Below are 20,007 nucleotides of genomic sequence, written 5' to 3'. Positions count from 1 at the left end.
GGCAGCGAACGTACGGGCTTCGTCTTGCCACTGCGCGGTCAGACGGGTGATCGTGGTGGCCGACAACCCGGCACCCGAGCCGAGGAACTGCTCGAGTGCGGGCCCGAAGTCGCTGGTCGATAGGCCGTGCAGATACAGCAGCGGCAGCACCTCACTCATCTGCGGGGACTTGCGTGCCCAGGCCGGCAGGATCGCCGAGGAAAACCGCTGCCGCTCACCAGAATCGGGGTCGACACGGCGATCGTTGACCCGCGGCGCCTTCACCTGCACGGCACCGGCCGCGGTCAGCACCTCACGCGGCTGGTGATAGCCGTTGCGGACCACCAGTCGGTGACCGTTCTCGTCGAGCTGATCAGCGAATGCGGCCACGTACGCGGCGACCTCGGCCTGCAGGGCAGCGGCCAACATCTGCCGGGCTCCGTCGCGGACGATCTCGTCCAACAACGACCGGCCGGCCTCGCCGCCGTTGGCCTCCTCGGCATCGTGAACTACGGTGAGCATGGGCGTACCTTCCCAACCAGCGCGCCAACGCCGGTCTTGATCGAATACCTGATTCCGTGATGATCATCCTCGGGAAGGTGCGCCCACTTTCAGGCCGCCTCCTCGGGCCTCATCCACAGGTATTGATCATTGCTCCTTGTGGACATCGGTTCCAACGACGACCATGAACGGTGCCTTCTTTCATCAGAGGTGGATGAGGCGAAGGTCGGGCCGGCCGGCAGGACACATCTCAGTGGGGGCGGTGCCACGCTCCTATCAAGTCACGCCGGTCGGTCCTTCCCGCCTGGTATCGGCACAACGGCCGAATGCCAGCCCGCAGGCGGCAGTGTTTGCAAGAGCCAAATACCAGGTGAGAAGTAACCCAACCACCGCAACAGCGGCAACTCGAGAATGACACTGAGTGTTTGCACACCGACACACCGCCCCAGGCGCGCATTTCGGGCACGCTCGCGCGCGACGACCGTCCGCGGTCAGTTCACCAGCAGCCAGATGGACGTGATGGTCGCTGCCAGTGCGGCAGCGACCATCACGTCGGTCTCGGACAGCCCGGTGTCAGCCCCCGATGCCCCAGCCCAGAACGCGCGACGTCAGCAGCACCAGTGCCAGTGACACCGTCGCCACCACGACCAGGCCGATCACCGCGACGACGAGCGGGCGCCAGCCGGTGCGCGCGATCTGCCGGAAGTCGGTGGAGAGGCCGACGCCGGCGAAGGTCAGCAGGAAGGCCCACTTGGAGACTGCGGCGAGGTTCGCGATCTGCCCCTTGCTCAACAGCCCCGCGGTGACGACGGCCGAGACCGCCAGGAAGCCGAGCACGAACTTCGGGAACTTCTGCCAGACGAACGCGGCCTTGGCCTTGAGGCCCGGCGCGACGGCGTCGGCCTCTCCCCTGGCGGCCCAGTAGATCGCGAAGCCGAGGACGACGAATCCGATCAGCGCGTTGCGGACCGACTTCACCAGGACGGCGGTCTTGCCGGCCTCGTCGGAGAAGAGATAGCCGGTGGCGGTGGTCTCCGCGGTGTTGTCGACGGCGAGACCGGCCCACAACCCGAACTCGTGGTCGGTCAGCCCGATGGCGTGGCCCAGCGGCGGCAGTACGAACAGCGCGACGGCACCGAGCGCCAGGATCGACGCGATCGCGTAGCTGACGTCGGAGTTGCGGGCCCGGATGGCGCCCTTGGCCGCGATGATCGCCGACACCCCGCAGATCGATGTCCCGATGGCCAGCAGCGAGCCGAGCTTGCCGGACAGGCCGAACCACCGGGCCGCGGCGATGATGATGGCGCCGGCGACGGTCATGTCGATGAGGATCTGCACCAGGCTGGTGGCGCCGAGCTTGAGGACGTCGCCGAGGACGAACCGTGCGCCCAGCAGGACGATGCCGATCTTCAGCCAGAATTCGTACGTGGCGACACCAGGGCGGAAAATCCGGTGCAGGCCAACGGTATTGGTGATGATCAACCCGAAGACGATGGCCCACAGCACGTATTCGATGTCGGGCACCCGCCAGTGCTGGTGCTTGGCCAGCGCCAGCCAGCCGATCTGGGCGTATTTGCCGGCCAGGCCCACCGCCACGAGGAGCAGCAGGCCCGGGATGTAGTCGAGGAACCGACGGGCGCCCGTGGATTCGGTGTGGTCGCCCGATTCGATGTGGTCGGCGGTATCAGCCGCTTCGACGGTCATCGCGTCACCAGCCGATCTTCGGCAGGACGCCGGCCACCGCGAGCGCGGTCACGGCCAGACCCAAAATCGTTGCCCACCAATCAGTCCCGACGCGGCTCACCCAGCTCTGCGTCACCTCGGTCTCAGTCATCACGCCTCTCCCGTCACCCGATGTGGGCTCATCGTTGCGGGCGCCGCGCCGACTGCACAGGGATCTGCTCGCGCTGAATCTCTTTGCCAGGGAAAACCAGAAGGAGGTCAGCCGAGGATCGCGTGCGCCAGCCGCGTCAGCGCGCCACTGATCTGCGCGACGGACAGGCCGCGTTCGCGTTGATGCAGGAAGTTCTCGGCGGCCAACGGCGCCAACAGAACGTCCACCAGTGCGTCCGGCTCGGGCACGTCAGCCTGCACCAGCAGGGCGCGCACGTGCGCGGCCCAGAAACCGTAGGCCCCGGTGCGGTAACGGGCGCCACCGATCTCGGCGCCGAGCGCCAGATCCACGTGCTGGTCGAGAAGGTCGACCATGGCGGCATAGAACGCCGAAAGCCGTTCGGCCGGTGCGGCTCCCGGTCCCAGCGGCGGCGCTCCCGAGATCAGTTGACGCTGCAGGGCGCGCTCATGTTCGTCGAGCAATGCGACGGCGATGGCCGCGGTGTTCGGGTAGCGCCGATACAGCGTGCCGCGTCCGACGCCGGCCGCGGTGGCGATGTGCTCCATCGTGACGCTGCGTGGGTCACGACCGGCGAAGACCTCCGCGGCCGCGGCCAGAATCCGGGCTCGGTTACGCGCGGCGTCAGCCCGCTCGGCGCCGCCGCCCGCAGTGCCCGCGTCGTCGTCGAGCAGGTCCCGACCGATGTCCACCACCGCACAATAGCCCACCCAGGGAATAAGTGGACACATCGTCCAGTTAGTTGCATCATCAATCCGGACACAATGTCCACTTCTGAGAGGACGGTCATGACCACGTTGCTTCACCTGGACGCCAGCGCCCGGAACCCATCGATCAGCAGGCAGCTCAGCGCCGAGTTCGCGCAGGCCTGGCGCACTGCGGCGCCCGACGGCACCTACCGCTACCGCGACGTGGCGGCCGATCCGGTGCCGTTCATCGACGCCGGCTGGACCGAGATCTGCGATGCGGCACTGGCTGCCGGCGTCACCGACCTCGACGAGCTGGCTGGTTTGGCACGCACCCCTGCCCAAACCGCGGCCTGGGCTGTCGTCGAGCCATTGCTGGCCGAATTGCGGTCGGCCGACGTCGTGCTGATCGGCACACCCATGTACAACTACTCGATTCCGGCCGCCCTTAAGGCCTGGCTGGACCAGGTGACGTTTCCGCGAATGTCGTTGGCGCCCCGCCGATTCGTGGTCGCCACCGCCAGGGGCGGCGCCTACTCGCCGGGCTCACCCAAGGCCGCCTTCGACTATCAGGAGAGGTTCCTGCGTGACTTCTTCGCCGGGCATTTCGCCGTCACCGACACCGTGTTCATCAACGCCGAACTGGCCAACTCCCGCGTCGATCCCACGCTCGCCCAGTTCCGGGCCGGGCACGACGCCTCCCTGACGGCCGCGCTGGGCACTGCACGCGCGTTGGCCGCGGAGTACGCGAAATGAGCTGGCTCATCCTCGCTCTGGCCGGCGGTGTGGAGATCGCCTGGTCCCAGAGCATCAAACCGACCGACGGGTTCACCCGTCTGCTGCCGACGATCGTCTGCGTGCTGGTCGGCGCGTTGTCGGTGTATTTGTTGTCCTTGGCGATGCGGACCCTGCCGGTCGGCACCGCCTATGCGGTTTTCACCGGCATCGGCGCCGTCGGGGCCATCGCCATCGGAGTGCTGGTCCACAAGGACCCACTCAACATCGGACGTGCGGTGGCGTTGTCGATGATCGTCGGCGGAATCGTGTTGGCCCGCTTGACCAATCCCGAATGATGAGCGCCGCTCAGCCCAGCCGAATACCGAAGTCCCCCAGCAGGACCGGCTTGGCCGCGTCCAGCCCTTTCGAGCCGGCGGGTCCCTGCAACTGCAGCGCAACGAGGTAGTCCCCGTTGTTGGTCCACACGTGCACGATGCGGTCCGCGTAATCGCTGCCGGAGCCGGGCTTGTCGGCGAGGACGCCCATCAACTTCTGTCCGCTGTAACCGCACAATTCGTCGGGCAGGATGCTGACGCTGTTGAACTCGTGGCCCGCGGTGCGCGCATCGGCGTACTGCCGGAACGCGGCCCCGGCATCGAGCGGTGTCGGGCTGATCTTCACGGTGCCGGTCAGGCCGTCGGGTCCGGTCAGGTTCAGCGCGACGTCACCGGAAGCCGGTGCTCCAGGGCTGAATCCGTCGGGCACCGCGACGACGACGGCCGGCGCGCCGGGGGCCCCGGTGGCCGCGGTCATGGTCTGGGCGGGCGGGCCCGGCGGGTCACAGACCTGCTCGCCCGCCGAGACCGGCCGTTTCGTCGTCTCGACCACGCCGTAGGCCGGCAGCTCGGGCATCTTCGACCCGGACGCCACCGTCGACGACGTGGCGGACGCCGCCGGCGAACTGGCGGTCGTCGTCGTGGCGCCGCCGGATTTCGTTGTATCGGAAGGCTTCTCGTCGGCCTTGCCGCCGCAGGCTGCCAGCAGCAGCGCCGCCGACAGCCCGACGGCGCACCGCATGTTCGTTCCGCTCATCGCAGTCCCCTAGTCCTTGCAGAACGCCTTGGCCAGCTCCTGTTCGACGTCAAGATACGGCGTACCGGAGATGTCGACGACGACTTTGGCGATGGTGCCGCCGACGAAGGGATACGGGGCCCGGTAGCGGTTCGACACCGGCTGGCCCGCGTTGCGCCCGACCGCGACGCCGCCACCGGCGAGGCCGAAAGTGCCAGGGTGCGCGCGGACGTCGGGGCGGGCCGCCACCACTGCATCGTCGATGCGCAGTTCGACGGTGCCGAGCGGCGTGTGACTGCCTTCGACAGTGCCGGTTCGGTCGTAGTGGACGCCGAAAACGTGCCGCCCCAAAGGCAATGGATCGAGCGCGGACACCCATTGTTCGTCCTCGCCCATGAAGTTGTAGACGTACTGCAGCCGGCCATCCTGGACGAACAGCACATGTCCACCGTGACCGGCGCCCTGCTTGAAGAGCACCCCGGCGGCAGCGGCCGATTCGACGTCGACCTCGGCCAGCACCGAGAACGACTGACCCCGCAGTTCGACGGCGGCGCCGATACCCACCTCGGCGGTATCCGGGTAGTAGGTGAAGGTCTGCCGGTCCCGCATCAGGTAGGGGCGGTCGCGCAGCAGCGTCTCGAACACGTTGAGGTCGGCCAGCGGCAGGCCGTTGTACTTGGCGGCCTCGGAGAACCAGAGTTCCTGCATTTCCGCGAGTTTCGCCGGATTCTCGGCGGCGAGGTCATGGCACTGACTGCGGTCGGCTTCGATGTGGAACAGCTCCCAGCGGTCCTTGTCGAAGTGCGACCACCCCGACGGCGTGGCGGCGTGCACCGTGCCCGCGAACCAGCCGTCGTGCCAGATGCCACGCGTGCCGAGCATCGCGTAGAACTGCGTCGTCTTACCGGTGTCGGCCGCCGAGTCTGCCAGGGCCGCTTTGAAACTCACACCTTCCAGCGGCCGCTGCGGCACGCCCCGCACCTCGGTCGGCGGCTCGATGCCCAACAGGTCGTAGACCGTCGGGGTGATGTCGGCGACGTTGACGTAGTTGTCGCGGACCTCGCCGTGTGCGGCGATTCCGTTGGGCCAGCTGATGATTGCGGTGTCGGCGATGCCACCTTCATGAGAGGCGTAACGCTTGAACAGCTTGTAGGGCGTGTTGAACGCCATCGCCCAGCCGATCGGGTAGTGGTTGTAGGTGTCCGGCGAGCCCAGCGTGTCGAAGTACCGCATGCTCTCTTCGACGGTGTCGATGTAGCCGTTGAAGAATTTGTTCTCGTTGACCGAGCCGTTCGGGCCGCCTTCACCGCTGGCCCCGTTGTCCGCGATGACGACGATCAGCGTGTTGTCGAGCTGCCCGGACTCCTCCAGATAGTCGAGAATCCGGCCGATCTGCGCGTCGGTGTACGACAGGAAGCCGGCGAACACCTCGGCCATGCGGGCGAACAGCTTCTTCTCGTCGTCGCTCAGCCCGTCCCACGGCCGCACCGTGTCCTGCAGCGGCCATGGCTCACCGTTGGGCCCCTTGACGTCCAGATACGGATTCATCGGCGAGAGTTCGGTGTCGGGCGGCACGATGCCGAGGCGCTTCTGGTTCTCCAGCACCAGGTCGCGGTAGACCTCGTAGCCCATGTCGAACCTGCCGGCGTACTTGTCGGCCCACTCCTTGAACACGTGGTGCGGTGCGTGCCCGGCGCCCGGGCAGACGTAGGAGAACCAGGGCTTGTCCGGCGCGATGACCTTGGCGTCGCGGATGAACTCGATGGTCTTGTCCGCCAGGTCTTTTGACAGGTGGTAGCCCTCTTCGGGGGTGGCCGGCGGGGCGACGGGGTGGTTGTCGTACACCAGCTCCGGGTACCACTGGTCGGTCTCGCCGCCCATGAAGCCGTAGAAGCGTTCGAAGCCCCGTGACAGCGGCCAGTGCCGTTTGGTGGATGCGAGGTTCGACTCCTCCAACGGTGTCAGATGCCACTTGCCGACGCAGTAGGTGTTCCAGCCTTTCTCGGCCAGCACCTCGGACAGCAGCGCGGTCTCAAAAGGTATGCGGCCGTGGCAGTTCGGGAAGCCGTCGGTGAACTCCTCGATGGTCGCCATGCCCACCGAGGTGGCGTTGCGGCCGGTGAGCAGCGACGCCCGTGTCGGCGAGCACAACGCGGTGGTGTGGAACTGCGACAGCCGCACCCCCTTGTCGGCGATGCGGCGCATGGCCGGCATGTCGACGAGGCCGCCGAAACAGTCCCAGGTGGCGATACCGGTGTCGTCCCACACCAGGTACAGCACGTTGGGCGCGCCCGCCGGTGCGACCGGTGCCGCATAGGGTGCCCAGTCGGGCTCCGAGTCGCGGATGTCGAGTTCGATCTTGCCCTGGAATTCAGTTGCCATGACGCCTCGTCCCGGTCAGTGCCCGCCGATCCCGGCGATTTGCCCGGAGATTACACCCGGGAGCTGGGCTGCGCCCCGGATATTGACGGTCACGCACCCGGTGGTGAGTTCAGGGACGGACTGCCCTGATCGCCTCGCGTCGATTGGCCACGGCAAGCTTGCGGTAGATCGACCGTTGGTGGGTTTTCAGCGTGTTCAGCGAGACCCCCATCCGGTCGGCGATCTCCTGTGATGTCATCGCGGTGCGCAAGTGCGCCAGCACCTCGAGCTCGCGCGGAGTCAGTGCCGATGCCGATGACGCCGCCTTGGGCCGCTCGACCAGCACCAGGGCTTCGGCCAGGAACTCTTGATACGCGGTGGTCGGCAGGTGCGCCGCAAGCAACTCCCGGCTGACCCGGTCCGTGTTGTCGACGAACTGGTACCGCACCTGCTCCTCGCGCGCCAGACCGAGCACGGTCTCCAAGCCCCGATGTGCGGCGGCGGCGCGGCCCTGCTGCCAGTCGAGCAAGGCCAGCGTCAGGAGCGCGTAGACCTCGACGTTGACGGGCGCCTCGACCGCCAGCGCCTGGCGCGCCAACCGGTCCGCCAGGTCCGGGGCGGCAAGCCGACGGCACATCCCGGACAGCACCGCAGAGATCATCGGAACATGTTCGCGGCCAACGATACTGGCGGCACCCTCGAGCGCCTCCTGACGGCGGCCACGGGCCTCCGCCAAGCGGGCCCGGCTGGCGGTCTTGTAACTGTTCCACGGCACCCCGTGGGTGTCGAGGTCCGGCATCCGGCGGACGGTGGCTTCCGCGACTTCCAGGACGTTTTCCACGCCGAGCGTCGCAGCGGCGAACGCGAGCATCATCCGTCCGGTGTCCGGATACCCCACGCCCACAGTCGCACTCACCGAAACGAGGTAGTCGACGGCAACGTCCATCTCGCCACGCCAAAGGCTGATCCAGCCGGCGGTGAAGCGCTCGATGCCGTCGCCGTCGTGCGCCAGCCACAGCTCGGGTGACGGGTCGGCGACCGCCTGGGCGGACCGGAGTGCGTCGAGGGCCCTGTCGAACTCTCCCGCGTGTGCCGCGGCGAATGCCAGGTTCTGTCGGGCCCGGTGGGCCACCTCTGTCAGCCCCAGCACCGTGCATTCGTGAACGGCAGACTCCAGATACGCCGAACCGCGCGAAGGCCCTCGGCGCAATCTCGAGTCGGCCCAGCCGATGACGAAGAGCGCGCACGCGTATGCCCGCGGCGCCACCACGTCGTGGTCCGCCAGTACCGCCTCCGCACGGGCCGCGGCGGCGGCCATCGCGTCACGATCGTCAGCTACCAGGATCGTGCACAGGTCCGCGATGAACTCCAAGCGACGCGGATCGGCGTCGGCGGTTACCGCAGACCTGGCGCGGTCGAAAAGCAAAGCCGCCGTGACACTGTCGCCTGCCATCGCCCGGCATGAGGCGCGGACCATGAGGACTTCGGGTTTCTCGCCGAAAGCCTGACTCAGGCGCGCACAGGCGTCATCCAGCGCCTCCGACCGAGACTGCAGCAGCAATTCCAGCCAGTGGTCGGCGATGATCTCGAACCCGGCATGGGGATCGTCGCTGCGGATCGCGCACTCGACCGCCTCCAACGGGTACGTGGCGGCCAGCTCGACAGCGGCGATCCGGTTCAGGCGCTGCCACTCACCGGGCCGGGTGCGGCGGAGAATTTCGCGGCAGTGCCGGACGAAGATCGCGTGCCATTGGTAGAAGGCGCTCTCCCCTGCACCGAACTGTTCCACGAACAGTCCGGAGCCCACGCACTCTCGCAACAACGACACCGCGTCTGCCCGTCCGGACAACGCGACAGCGAGTCGTTCGTCGAGCCGTGCACAGACCGTAACGCTGAGCACGAAGTCGGCGAGCTCGGGCCGCAACCGCGAGAGCACGGCGGTTTCGAGGTACTCGGTGAGGTCGGCGAAGGAGGCCGACAACGGCGCACTACCCGACACCAGCATCAACCTGACGGCCGCCGGCCATCCGCCAGTGGCTGCCGAAATATCCTCGACGCCAACAGCTTCCACCGGGACGCCCGATCGACGTGCCATCGCAGCGATGTCGTCATGAGTGAATGCGAGGTCATTGGCCCCGATCACCGCGACGTGGTCATGCACCCGAAGACGCGACCATTCAGGTCCGACCGAATCCGTGGTCGCCAGGACGAAACTGAGCCACGGCGGCCCCAGCTCGATCAGCTCGAGGACGTCGGCTTCGCGCCAGGCCGCGCGCGCCTGCTGAAAGTCGTCGATGACCACCGTCAACGGCCCGAGTGGGTCTATCTCCATCAATGCCGCCACCGCGGACGGGTACGACGACGTCTGCAGCACCTCGGCCACCTCGGCAATCTGCCGCCCCAGCCCGTCATCGCCGGCCGCACGCGCGCTGTTGCCCATCGCGGTCAGCAGACCGCGCAGCACATCGTCACGGTTGGCGACGCGCACTGTCAGCGTCAGCCAGGCAACCGAGCCCGGTTTGTTCGCCGCCCGTTGCGCGGCCCATTGCGACAACGCCACGGTCTTGCCGTAACCCGACGGCGCTGCGACGACGATCGCCCGTTTGCGCTCGCATTCCGCATCCAGCAACCGACTGATCGACCGGCGCGACAGCATGTCCGGCCGGGCGACCGGGATCGTGGCGAGATACCAGGGCACCGGCCGCATCGCAGAAGTTCCGTCCGCCGCCACCGCCCAAAAATACCGGATACAAGAATGCCGATCTATCTCACCCGAAAAGGGTGATGGCGATTGCTCGACCATTTTTTGTCGCTTCGCCGAATTCGCTGAAATTGCTCTTGGTCACGAAAACCCGTTGGCCCGTGAGGAAATCCGACGCGCCGAATTACGAGCGCCGATCGTCAGAATGGCTGCGAACAATGCAGATCTTTTCAATAATGGCGCCATGGCATCCGATATCTCACCGTCCGAGCCCGCTCCCGAATCCACCGGCCCGAAGCTGTCCCGACGCCCGATGATCGGTGGGCTGGCCGCCGCGGCCGGCGTCGCCGCGGGGTCGTCGATCATCGCGGGGTGTGACAACGACAAGAGTGGTACGGCGAGCGAGGGTGACGGCAGCGCCGCCGCCAACGATGTGATGAAGGATTTCCACGGCGAAGTCAAACTCGACATCCGGGATTCGAAGCCCGACTGGGGGCCCTGGGAGCTCAAGCACGCGCCTGACGGCGCGCCCAATGTACTGGTCGTGCTCTACGACGACACCGGGTTGGCCTCGTGGTCCCCGTACGGCGGACGGATCAACATGCCGACGATGCAGAAGTTGGCCGACAACGGCCTGATCTATTCGCAGTGGCACACCACCGCACTGTGCTCACCTACCCGCTCCTGCATGCTCACCGGCCGCAACCACCACGTGAACAACTTCGCGAACATCGCCGAGGCCACTATCGGTTTCCCCGGCGCTTCGGGCCGACTGCCTGATGAGTGCGCCACGATCGGCCAGATTCTGCAGGAGAACGGCTACAGCACCTTCTGGGTGGGCAAGGACCACAACGTCCCCGAAGAAGACCTGGCCAGCGGCGGCAGCAAGTCGCAGTGGCCGGTGCAGAAAGGGTTCGACCGGTTCTACGGATACATCGGCGGCGAGACCAACCAGTGGTACCCGGATCTGGTCGAGGACAACCGCTACATCGAACAACCGTATTCACCGGAGCAGGGCTACCATCTGTCCAAAGACCTTGCCGACCAAGCACTTCGGATGCTGCGAGACCAGCGCGCAACCAACCCGTCCAAGCCTTGGTACATGTGGTTCTGCCCCGGTGCCAACCACGCGCCGCACCACAGCCCGACCGAGTATGCGGCGAAGTACAAGGGGCAGTTCGACGACGGCTACGAGGCCTACCGCGAGTGGGTGCTGCAGCGCATGAAAGACAAGGGCATCATGCCCAAAGACACCAAGCTGACGCCCATAAATCCGCTGCCGAAAGACGTCTCGATGGCAGCAGACGAGGTGCGGCCGTGGAACACCCTGAGTCCCGACGAGAAGAAGCTGTTCTCCCGGATGGCCGAGGTGTTCGCCGGGTTCTCCGAGTACACCGACGCCCAGGTCGGCCGCATCGTGGAATACCTCGAGCAGACCGGCCAGATGGACAACACGCTGATCTTCTACTGCGCGGACAACGGCGCATCGGGCGAGGGTTCACCCAACGGGTCGGTCAACGAGAACAAGTTTTTCAACAACTACCCCGATGACCTGGCCGAGAACATGAAGATGATCGACAGCCTGGGCACGCCCGCCACCTACAACCATTATCCGACCGGCTGGGCGGTCGCGTTCTCGACCCCGTTCCAGATGTTCAAGCGCTACTCCCAGTTCTCCGGCGGCACCTGCGACCCACTGGTCATCCACTGGCCCAAGGGCATCAAGGCGAAGGGCGAGGTGCGCCACCAGTACCACCACGTCACCGACATCGTGCCCACGATCCTCGACGTGATCGGGCTGCAGATGCCCGACACCTATCGTGGTGTGCCCCAGTTCCCGCTGACCGGAGTGTCGATGAAGTACACCTTCGACGCCAAGCCGGCGGACGCCTCAAAGAAGAAGAACCAGTACTACGCGATGCTGGGCACCCGCGGGATCTGGCAGGACGGCTGGAAGGCTGCCGCCCTTCATGTTCCGTTGAGCGGCAAGGGCCACTTCGACCAGGACAAGTGGGAGCTGTTCCACGTCGACGAAGACCGCTCCGAATCAACGGATCTCGCCGACCAGCACCCGGAGAAGCTCAAAGAGCTGCAGGACGCCTGGTTCAGCGAAGCCAAGAAGAACTTCGTGCTGCCGCTGGATGACCGGACGCCGGTCGAGCTCACCAGCACCCCGCGCCCGCAGTTCGAGCCGTCGCGCGACCAGTACCTGTACTACCCCGACGCCTCACCGGTGCCCGAGTCGGTTGCGGTCAACATCCGAGGCAAGTCGTACAAGATCGACTCCAACGTCGACCTGACGCCGCGGGCCCAGGGAGTGATCTTCGCGCACGGTTCGAGGTTCGGCGGGCATGCCCTGTTCATCAAGGACAACAAGCTGTTCTACGTGTACAACTTCCTCGGGATTCCGCCCGAGCAGGTGTTCAGCTCACCGCCGCTGACGCCCGGCAAGCACAACCTCGGTATGGAGTTCATCCGGGAGACCAGCGGCACACACGGCGAATCGGTCGGTACCACAAAGCTTTACGTCGACGGCCGCGTCGTCGCTCAGGGGCCGATGCGAGCACAGATCGGTAGGTTCACCCTGGCCGGCGACGGCCTGTGTGTGGGCTTCGACAGCGGTGACAATGTGTCGAACCTCTACCAGAACCCCGGCCGATTCACCGGGGGCACCATCAACGTGGTCGCCGTCGACGTCAGCGGCAAGTCGTACGTCGACCTCGACAAGGAAGCCGCCGGCGCATTCGCGCGGGACTGAGTTGAAACAAGGTGGGGCACCGGTTCGGCGGGTGCCCCCAAGCCCGAAATCTGTTCTCGCAATTGCCCCGAATCAGCCATCGGGGCGGCTCTACTATCGGTGAACGGACCGGGGAGGGACCTGTTGATGCTGCGGGCTTTGGCGCTGTCTTCGGCGATGATCGTCGCGCTCACCGGCTGCGGCGGAGCGTCCCAGAATGCGAGCCGGCCGACCCCTTCGGCCACGTCGACCGATGACCCGTCGTCGGTCCCGTTGACGGATGTGGTGCCGGCAGTACGTGATGCGGCCGCGTCGATGAGCGTGGTCACCCATGTCTCCCGTTCGGGCGTCAACGACGGTGGCACTCACGTCTCGACGTCCATCTTCGTACCCAAGAGCAATCCGCCTGCCGGCGGCTACCCCATCGTCGCGCTGGCGCACCAGACGACCGGTCTGTCGCCAGAGTGCGCCCCGTCGCAGTCGGACACCCTGCTCGGCCTGGCGCCCACGGTGGCGGCGCTGTTGCGCGCCGGGTACGTCGTGACGGTGCCCGACTATCAGGGTCTCGGTAAACCGGCCGTCACCGACGACGAATACAACCACTACTACCCGTATCTCGACTCGGCGACAGCCGGTTACAACGTCATCGACGCGGTCCGCGCCACGCATGCCACGGTGCCGCAGACGTCGACGTCATGGGTGGCCCTCGGTTTCCGCGAAGGCGGGCAGGCCGCGTGGGCCGCCAACGAATTGACCGACGGCTACGGCAGCGACCTCAAGTTCCTTGGTTCTGCGAGCATTTCACCCATCTCCGAGGTCAACGGACTGGCCGACGCGGCGCAGAACGGCACGCTGAGCGATGCGCAGAAGATCGTCTACATCCGCTATCTGGCAGCCATTGGCCGCGAATACCAGTACGACATCGAACTCGATGACTACCGGCGCGGTGCCGCCGGTCAGCAGTGGGACGCGATGCTCAGCTGCCGGCCCGATGCACCCGCCGTGCCGGCGCAGATCACCGCGGCGGATCTCCGGCCCGCGGATGAAAAGGCACTGGCCGCGCTCCGCGCCTATCTGAAGAAGACCAATTTGCCGCAGGGCCCGGCGCTGGCCCCGATGCTCGTCATCTACAGCGACGCCGATCCGGTGAGCCCCGCGGCGTGGACCGACCGTGCCCTCGACGCGGCCTGCAAGATGGGCGACGCCGTCGCCATCCAGAAGCGGCCCGGTCCGCAGGCCGATCCGCTTGCGGCACTGGACTGGATCGGTGACCGGTTCGCCGGCGCGCCCGCCCCCGACGACTGTGGGGTCCGGAAGTGATGAATCTGTCGCTGACCCACGGTCTGATCCCCATCACACTGCAGTTGCTGGCGCTCATCGCCATCGCTGTCGCGGTCGGCCGGCACCGGTCGAAGAAATGGCTGAAACGTGCACTGCCGGCCGCGGTCCTGACGGGACTGGGCCTCGCCGCCGGAATGCGCCTGTTCGTCAAGGATCGGGGCTGGTCGGTCGACGCGGTGTCCTACCAATCCGTCTTCTGGGTCTTCATGACCGGATTCGCACTGGCGCTCGCCGTCGCGGGTTGGCGGGGTAGCAAGTGGGCTCGGCGGCTGGTGTCGGTTCTTTCGGTCCTGCTCGCCGTGGTGTGCGGCTTCGCTGCGCTCAATACCGCAACTGGCTACTTCCCCACCGTCAAGGTCGCGATGAGCCGCCTGAGCGACGCCAAACCCAAGCAGTGGATCGATGAGGGGCAACTGGCCGACCTGATCAAGAGCGGTGAACAGCCGGTCCGCGGCACGGTGGTCCAAGTCGATATCCCCAGTGACGCATCGGGTTTCGATCATCGAACCGAGTTGGTGTATCTACCTCCGGCGTGGTTCGCGAGCAACCCGCCGCCGCAACTCCCCACCGTGATGATGCTCGGCGCCGAGTTCAGTCACCCCAACGACTGGCTGGAATCGGGCGGCGCCCTCAAGACTCTCGACGACTACGCGGCGCTGCATTACGGCACCACGCCGGTCATGGTGTTTCCGGACACCAGCGGCAAGTTCGACAACGACACCGAGTGCGTCAACGGGCCGCGCGGGAACGCTGCCGATCATCTGACCAAAGATGTGGTGCCGTTTGTGATCTCGCACTTCAACGTCAGCCCCAAGGCCGCCAACTGGGGTCTCGTGGGTTGGTCGTCCGGCGGTACCTGCGCCCTGGTCACCGCGGTTCGCAACCCGGACATGTTCACCGCGTTCGTCGCACTCGACGGCCAGTTGGGTCCCAACACCGGCACCAAACCACAGACCATCGGCCGGCTGTACGGTGGCGACGCAGCCGCGTGGGCGGCTTTCGACCCGCAGACCGTGGTGACCAAACACGGCCGCTACGAACACATGTCGGCCTGGCTGGGGGTCTCGGGCGACGTCCCCACGGTGCACCACGCAGCCGGCGACACGTCACCGGATCCCGGTTCGATCGAGACGTGGGATCTGTACAACGACGACCGCGAACCAAACGCCAAGAAACTGTGCGCCTTCCTCAGCGGCTACCACGTCGAATGCTCTGTGGTCGGTTATCCGGGTGAGCACGACTTCGAATCTGCCGGAATCGCTTTCGCGAAGGCACTCCCCTGGCTGGCCCATCAGGTCGGAACCCCACAGGCGCGGCAGCGGTCGCTGCCCGGCGCGGACGACAACTGACGGGTCAGCCGGTGATCGACACCGGATCGTTGACCCGGTACAACCGCCAAACCGGTTGATCCTTACCGGCGTTCGGCACTTCCAGCTCCAGCGTCGCAACGTCGGATCCGGTCTCGTAGAGCGCGGGATACCGCTGATTGAGCGCGTCGGCGGCGCCCCGGCCCTTGTTCGGCACCGCGAGCATGTAACGCACCCGATTTGCCGTCGGATCATTCAGCATCGCGACGAAATCGGGATCGGATGGCACCACGAACCGTTTGGGATGTCGCGATGCCACGATGATCGCGAACGCGTACACCGGATCGGCCAGGATGGAGCCGTCGGGCAGGTCGATCCGGTCCAGATAGCGCGCGATATCGCGCTCGGTCGAGAACGTCGCCGCCAATCGGCGCTGGTCGAGATTGCGTTGGCCGCTCGCATTCGGGCCGGCGAACAGTGCACCCATCCCGTACTCCTGCGGCGCATATTTCGCCGAGGTCATCCCCCAGCCCGCAACCGGCAGACTCGCCGCCAACAACAACGCCGACAGGACATACGCCCACGTTCGCTTCTTCCCCGCTGCCAACGATGGATCCGCTTCCCGCACCGCATAATTGCCGAGCCGCACCGGGGTCCGCAGCCGCCCGTTACGCACACAGAAGAACGCGATGGTCGCGGCGAACGGGATCGCCGCGATGTAGAACCGCAGAAACGGAAACGTCGCGCCCTTGGAGAAGGTGTAGGCCTGGAAGCCCAGCACAGCGCCGAACAAGGTGACCGGGGCGACCAGCATGGTCCAGTATGTCCGGCCCCAACGCGCCACGACCGCCCAGATGAGCAAGGGGCCCAACGTGACCGACAGCAAGGTGATGGACGTCAGCGAATACAGCAGCGCCTCGAGTTTCGGCGGTGCAGAGCCCGCCCCTTCCTGCGCCAGGATCGATGAATTGCCGTACTGCGAACTGAACTGCGCGAACGCCAATCCGGTGATCAGCCAGCTCGCCACCGCCCAGCCGACGAACGCCAACGTGCCCGGGCCACTCACCAGAATCATGTCAAGCAGGGCCCGCTTGAACCGGGGCGATTTCCGCGCCCGCAGGTAGGTCGTCCCGACCACCAGGAACCCGGCCACCGCGATCACGGCGACAGCGTCGTATCTGGTCAGGTACGCCAGTCCCATCGCCACACCGCCCGCGGCAATCAGATGGTGGACGTCGTCGTCGACCATCCACATGATCAGCCGGCGCGTCGCCCAGACGATGAAGAAGATGAACGGCGCCTCGCTCATGCCGTTGGAGCCGTAGAAGACGATCATCGGGTTCAAGGCGAACAATGCGGCCACGGTCAGGACGAACCAGCGTGCGAGCCCGCGGTCCATGCCGATACCCAGAATCTGGACCACGGCGCCGGCCATGAACGTCGCCGACATCAGCGTGCCCGAGAACGCGCGTTCGGCCATGGGCGGCCAGATATTGCCCAGCGCCACCAGCGGAATCTGCAGTGCCGCGGTCAATGGCGTGAAGATGAAGCCGATCGCCGCGACGTGCGGAGAACGACTGAACAGCACACTCTGCGCAGCTTCCACTCGCGCGAGGGAGTCGCCGATGATGAATCCGTGGCGCACCTGCAGCCAGTACCCGACCGACACGTAGCAGGCGAAGCTGAGTACGAACGCGAACCACCGGACACGGCTGTCCGACAGCGACCGGCCGCTCACTCGGGGACCGCCGCATCCTTGCCGGCGTCAACCGCAACATCGGTCAACCCATGGAAGGTCTTCTCCCAGTACGACGGATTGCGGATCAGCTGATACGCCCCCTTGGCTGCCGCCACGCTCATCATCAGCCAGAACAGCGGCACAGTCAGCGCCGGCCACAACAGATCCGACCGGTCGTCCTCGCGCAGCGAGATCAGGCTCATGTAGATGGTGGCGATATTGCCGATCGACAACGCCACCAGCGCGGGAAAGTAGATGTACCAAGGGAACACGGCTTCGATCGCGGCCGGCTGCCCGAGGAACCAAAGCACCGTGATGAACCAGAACAGCAGGTTGAGCACCGCGATGATCGGCGTACCGAACAGCACGACATTGAACCGGACGAAATTGCGGAAACCCAAGGTCCGGAACAGCTTCACCGGCCGGCGCATCTGCACCAGCCAGGTCTGCAGGTAGCCCTTCAGCCATCGCGACCGCTGCCGCACCCAGTTGATCGGATCGCTGTTGGCCTCTTCCAGCGTCACCGAATCCACGACAGCGGTCTGGTAACCCGACGCCGCGATCCGCAGGCCCAGGTCGGCATCTTCGGTGACATTGTGCGGATCCCAGGCGCCGATGGTGTCCAGTACCCGGTGCATCAGGTGATTCGAGGTGCCGCCCAACGGAATCGGCGAGTTGGTCCGCATCAACCCGGGCAGCAGATAGCCGAACCACAGCCCGTACTCCGCGGTGAACCAGCCGGTGAGCATGTTCTGGTGACCGTTGTAATAGGCCAGTTTGGCCTGCACACAGGCGGTGTTCTCGGGTAGCTGATCGAAAGCGGCCACCACCCTGCGCAATTGGAGCGGCTCCGGAACATCCTCGGCGTCATAGATGGTGACGATCTCACCGGTGGCGAACTGCAGGCCGTAGTTGCACGCCTTGGGCTTGGTCCTGGGTTCGGCCGGCGGAACCAGCAGAATGCTCACGTAGTCGATGTCTGCGCAACCCTTCGCCGCGGCAATGGTGACATCGTCGTCGGCCTCGAGCAACAGCAGCACCTGGAGCTTGTCGCGCGGATACTCCAGTGCCGCCATGGAACCCACCAGGTGTGCCACCACCTCGGGCTCGTTGTAGGCCGGCACCAGAATCGTGTAGTCCGGCAGATCGGCGTCGGGAATCGCGCGGGCCACCTCGTCGGGGATCACGATCGCGCGTGATGCCAGTCCGGCCCGGAAGGTCAGCATCCGGTCGACCATCGACACGACGTAGGCCGCCGTGCACAACCCGACGAATGTCACCGCGGTCGCCTTGGGAAACAGGACCGCGGCGACCACCGTCAACCCGAGCAGCACCCACAGCGCGCGTTTCTGCCAGCCCAGCACCGCGACCGAGGCCGACCGGACCGGATCGTCGTCCCGGAGGCCGTTGACGGCCCGGTGCAGGGCCCGCTGCTTCTCTTCCTCGGTGACGGTGTCGACCGAGAGGACGGGCCTGCCGTCATATTTCGTCTTCATCGGGCGCCCGCCGATGAAGCAAGTTGAGCGACAACCAGTTTCCGAGACACCTCGGTCAGCATCTCGAGGTCCTTGAACTGCGCGTTGGCGTTGGTCACGGCCGCGTTGCCCCGGAACAGCACATTCACGATCGACCTGAGTACCGCGGGAATCGAATGGCCGGGCTCCGGCACCGGAGCGGTGTCGTCGTGGTTGTCGACGGCGAAGACCATCACCCGCTGGGCCGAGGTCCCGGCCCGCCAGGTCCACATCACGATGTTCCACGTGACCAGGGATCCGTCATCGGTGATCGAATACGCCTGAGCCAGCACACCTGAGCCGAGATCGACGATCCGCGGCGCGCTCATCCTGGCTCGCGGCAACGGATAGAGCGTGAGGCTCGGATAGACGTTGAGTGTCTCCGGCCGATCCGTCGACACCACGTCGATCCAGACCCGCCTTGGTGCAGAACGCTTGTCCCACTTCAGATTTCCTGAATCGGCCACGATCGTCTGCCGGATGAAGCGGCTGTCGTCGCCGTACAGGCCGGCAACCTTCGGGTATTCGTGCACATCCGTCTGGTGCCAGCCGGCCGGGACTACCAACGGCCGGCCGAAAGACGCATCCGACAGCGCCATCTCGCTCGGCCGGATCTCGATGGGCAGACGGACGAACGACAACAGCACGGCCACCGCAGCTACCATCGGAACGGCCAGCCACGCTTGTCGGGTGGCCAACGGTTCCACTCGGCTCTCGACGAATCGGACCGACTCCGTCTGCCGGGCGTAGACGAACATGGCTGCTGCTGTCCCGACCAGGGCTGTCGTCGCCGGAATGGTCTGGTACAGGAACAGTGGAGCGGTCGGTACCACCAACGTCATCACCGTCGCGACGGCGACGGTCACCACGAGTGCGCCTGCCGCCCCGATCATTCCGCGGCGCGGGGTGCGTCTGGTGCAGATCCAGGCCGCCCACATGGTGATCGGGACGGCGGCCACGGCGTCGGCCCACCGGGTGTTGCCCAACAGCACGACCAATGCGTGATACGGCAGTGGCATGACCAGCGCCGGCATCGCCCACACCCACGCGTAGCGGATGATGGGGCGCAGTCCGAACATCACGATGGCGCTGCCCAGCACGAACAGCCACAACGCGACAAGATCCAGCCGCAACAGTGGGTAGTACAGCGAGTAACGCGGTAGCAGTACGCCGTGCATCAGCAGCGCCATCCCCAGGACCATGGCGCCGGCGATGATGTCGGTCTGCCGGTCGTGGATGGGCAACTCGTGACGTTCGCGGCGGGCGATGCCGACCGCGGCGAGCACGCACGCGGCGAACAGCATCCAGATGTAGCCGTTGAGGCTCTCGCCCCGGGTGGCCCGCGCCAATTCCGCCAAGCTCCGGTGAAACGCCAGCCCGGTCATCGCGCCGATGAAAGCCCAACGCAGCACCAACCGGCCCACCGGCCCGCGCGCCCAGGAGCCCAACCGCGACGGTTCCCGCTCGGCGGATTCCGGGGCCGCCGGCGCCGGGGCGGTCAC

Annotated in this window: 15 protein-coding genes; 5 read left to right on the top strand and 10 right to left on the bottom strand. The window is 66.0% G+C overall.

The annotated features are described in order from the left end of the window. The 4 genes from ACJH6H_RS05545 to ACJH6H_RS05530 all read right to left on the bottom strand — a co-directional run. On the bottom strand, positions 1 to 501 hold a 501-nt coding region (locus ACJH6H_RS05545), incomplete at its 3' end, for a transposase (protein WP_406774396.1). 552 nt (positions 502 to 1,053) lie between these two features. Further along, positions 1,054 to 2,184 (bottom strand): YeiH family protein, encoded by a 1,131-nt coding sequence (locus tag ACJH6H_RS05540; protein WP_406774395.1) that lies wholly within the window; start codon positions 2,182 to 2,184, stop codon positions 1,054 to 1,056. A 4-nt stretch (positions 2,185 to 2,188) separates the two neighbouring features. Next, a complete protein-coding gene (locus ACJH6H_RS05535) occupies positions 2,189 to 2,314 on the bottom strand; it encodes a hypothetical protein (protein ID WP_020101418.1) in 126 nt (41 codons plus the stop codon). Between the two features lie 107 nt (positions 2,315 to 2,421). Continuing rightward, positions 2,422 to 3,024 carry a TetR/AcrR family transcriptional regulator gene (locus ACJH6H_RS05530; protein ID WP_406774394.1) on the bottom strand — a complete coding sequence of 201 codons (603 nt, stop codon included), beginning with the start codon at positions 3,022 to 3,024 and terminating at the stop codon, positions 2,422 to 2,424. A 96-nt stretch (positions 3,025 to 3,120) separates the two neighbouring features. On the opposite strand from ACJH6H_RS05530, the gene ACJH6H_RS05525 reads away from it, so the two are divergent. Next, positions 3,121 to 3,774: an FMN-dependent NADH-azoreductase gene (locus ACJH6H_RS05525; RefSeq protein ID WP_406774393.1), complete on the top strand. Its 654-nt coding sequence runs from the start codon at positions 3,121 to 3,123 to the stop codon at positions 3,772 to 3,774. Continuing rightward, entirely contained in the window at positions 3,771 to 4,091 is a 321-nt protein-coding gene (locus ACJH6H_RS05520) for a DMT family transporter (protein ID WP_406774392.1), read from the top strand. Before ACJH6H_RS05525 ends, ACJH6H_RS05520 begins: the two co-directional genes overlap by 4 nt. Before the next feature lie 10 nt (positions 4,092 to 4,101). On the opposite strand, the gene ACJH6H_RS05515 is transcribed toward ACJH6H_RS05520, so the two are convergent. The 3 genes from ACJH6H_RS05515 to ACJH6H_RS05505 all read right to left on the bottom strand — a co-directional run bounded on the left by ACJH6H_RS05515 (position 4,102) and on the right by ACJH6H_RS05505 (position 9,898). Further along, on the bottom strand, positions 4,102 to 4,827 hold the full coding sequence (locus ACJH6H_RS05515) for a hypothetical protein (protein ID WP_406774391.1): 726 nt from the start codon (positions 4,825 to 4,827) through the stop codon (positions 4,102 to 4,104). A gap of 9 nt (positions 4,828 to 4,836) precedes the next feature. Continuing rightward, positions 4,837 to 7,188, bottom strand: a complete 2,352-nt coding sequence (locus tag ACJH6H_RS05510; protein WP_406774390.1) for an arylsulfatase — start codon at positions 7,186 to 7,188, stop codon at positions 4,837 to 4,839. Positions 7,189 to 7,297: 109 nt separating this feature from the next. Then, positions 7,298 to 9,898: a LuxR C-terminal-related transcriptional regulator gene (locus tag ACJH6H_RS05505; protein WP_406774389.1), complete on the bottom strand. Its 2,601-nt coding sequence runs from the start codon at positions 9,896 to 9,898 to the stop codon at positions 7,298 to 7,300. Between the two features lie 214 nt (positions 9,899 to 10,112). Here ACJH6H_RS05505 and ACJH6H_RS05500 point away from each other — a divergent pair, with 214 nt between their 5' ends. From ACJH6H_RS05500 to ACJH6H_RS05490, 3 genes are all read left to right on the top strand, one after another. Further along, positions 10,113 to 12,626: an arylsulfatase gene (locus ACJH6H_RS05500; protein WP_406774388.1), complete on the top strand. Its 2,514-nt coding sequence runs from the start codon at positions 10,113 to 10,115 to the stop codon at positions 12,624 to 12,626. Positions 12,627 to 12,752: 126 nt separating this feature from the next. Beyond that, positions 12,753 to 13,925, top strand: coding sequence for a lipase family protein (locus ACJH6H_RS05495; RefSeq protein ID WP_226519487.1), 1,173 nt, complete (start codon positions 12,753 to 12,755; stop codon positions 13,923 to 13,925). Then, positions 13,925 to 15,295, top strand: a complete 1,371-nt coding sequence (locus tag ACJH6H_RS05490; RefSeq protein WP_226522246.1) for an alpha/beta hydrolase family protein — start codon at positions 13,925 to 13,927, stop codon at positions 15,293 to 15,295. The genes ACJH6H_RS05495 and ACJH6H_RS05490 overlap by 1 nt, the downstream gene beginning before the upstream one ends. A gap of 4 nt (positions 15,296 to 15,299) precedes the next feature. On the opposite strand, the gene ACJH6H_RS05485 is transcribed toward ACJH6H_RS05490, so the two are convergent. Genes ACJH6H_RS05485 through ACJH6H_RS05475 form a run of 3 tightly spaced genes read right to left on the bottom strand, consistent with a single transcriptional unit; the run spans position 15,300 to position 20,007 of the window. Then, positions 15,300 to 16,991: a glycosyltransferase family 39 protein gene (locus ACJH6H_RS05485; protein WP_226519488.1), complete on the bottom strand. Its 1,692-nt coding sequence runs from the start codon at positions 16,989 to 16,991 to the stop codon at positions 15,300 to 15,302. Further along, a complete protein-coding gene (locus ACJH6H_RS05480) occupies positions 16,988 to 18,487 on the bottom strand; it encodes a glycosyltransferase (RefSeq protein WP_226519489.1) in 1,500 nt (499 codons plus the stop codon). The genes ACJH6H_RS05485 and ACJH6H_RS05480 overlap by 4 nt, the downstream gene beginning before the upstream one ends. Continuing rightward, positions 18,484 to 20,007 carry a hypothetical protein gene (locus tag ACJH6H_RS05475; protein ID WP_406774387.1) on the bottom strand — a complete coding sequence of 508 codons (1,524 nt, stop codon included), beginning with the start codon at positions 20,005 to 20,007 and terminating at the stop codon, positions 18,484 to 18,486. Before ACJH6H_RS05475 ends, ACJH6H_RS05480 begins: the two co-directional genes overlap by 4 nt.

This window comes from Mycobacterium sp. SMC-21, assembly GCF_045310825.1.
Taxonomy (GTDB): domain Bacteria; phylum Actinomycetota; class Actinomycetes; order Mycobacteriales; family Mycobacteriaceae; genus Mycobacterium.
This window is presented reverse-complemented; position numbering and strand designations above follow the sequence as displayed.